Raw genomic sequence first — 787 nt, forward strand, 5'->3', positions numbered from 1 at the left:
CCTGGAACAGCGCGCCGACGCCGGCCAGCAGGCCCATCAGCGCAAACACCAGAATCTTGCTCGGCCGTGGATTGATGCCGGCCAGGCGTACCGCTTCTTCATTGGTGCCGATACCGATCCAGTGGCGTCCGAGCACGGTGCGCGTCAGCACCAGATGACCGATGACGACGACTGCAATCGACGCGATGAAGGCCGGCGACAGGCCGAGGAAAATTGGCGAGCTGATGCCGTCGACCGCGCTGCCGATGTATTCGGTGCGTGAATTGGTGACTTGATAGGCCATGCCGCGCGCCATTTCCAGCACGCCCAGCGAGACGATGAACGAGGGAATGCGCCAGCCTACCGAAATCAGTCCGGTCAGCATGCCGCACAGGCTCGCCACCAGAATGCCGAGCAGGCCGGCGGCAAACAGCGGCCAGCCCCAGCGCACCATCGCCATCGACAGGATCGATGCCGCCAGCGCCATCACCGAGCCTACCGACAGATCGATGCCGCCGACGATCAGCACGAAGGTCATGCCGACGGCCATCACCACCAGCGTCGGGATGTCGTTGGAGAGCGTGCTGAAGGTTGCCAGCGTGAGGAAGTTTTCACTCAGGAAGGAGAACAGCACGCACATCGCGAGCAGGGCGCCGATCAGGCCGAGGTAGTTCTTGACGGCGGACAGGCCGTAGACGGAAAAGGTGCGGTTGGGATGGGTCATGATCTTTGTCTGTTTTGCTTGTGTAGTTGTCGTCACGGTCAGGCCGCCTGAGTCGCTGTAGCTGTAGCTGTAGCTGTAGCTGTA

General features: G+C 61.9%; 1 protein-coding gene. It reads right to left on the minus strand.

Annotated elements, in window-relative coordinates; all coding sequences use genetic code 11:
- The coding region (locus HLUSI_RS27350; RefSeq protein ID WP_040503234.1) for an ABC transporter permease at nt 1–703 on the minus strand (703 nt) is incomplete at its 3' end.
- Nucleotides 704–787 lie beyond the last annotated feature (84 nt).

The organism is Herbaspirillum lusitanum P6-12, from assembly GCF_000256565.1.
Lineage (GTDB): Bacteria > Pseudomonadota > Gammaproteobacteria > Burkholderiales > Burkholderiaceae_D > Herbaspirillum > Herbaspirillum lusitanum.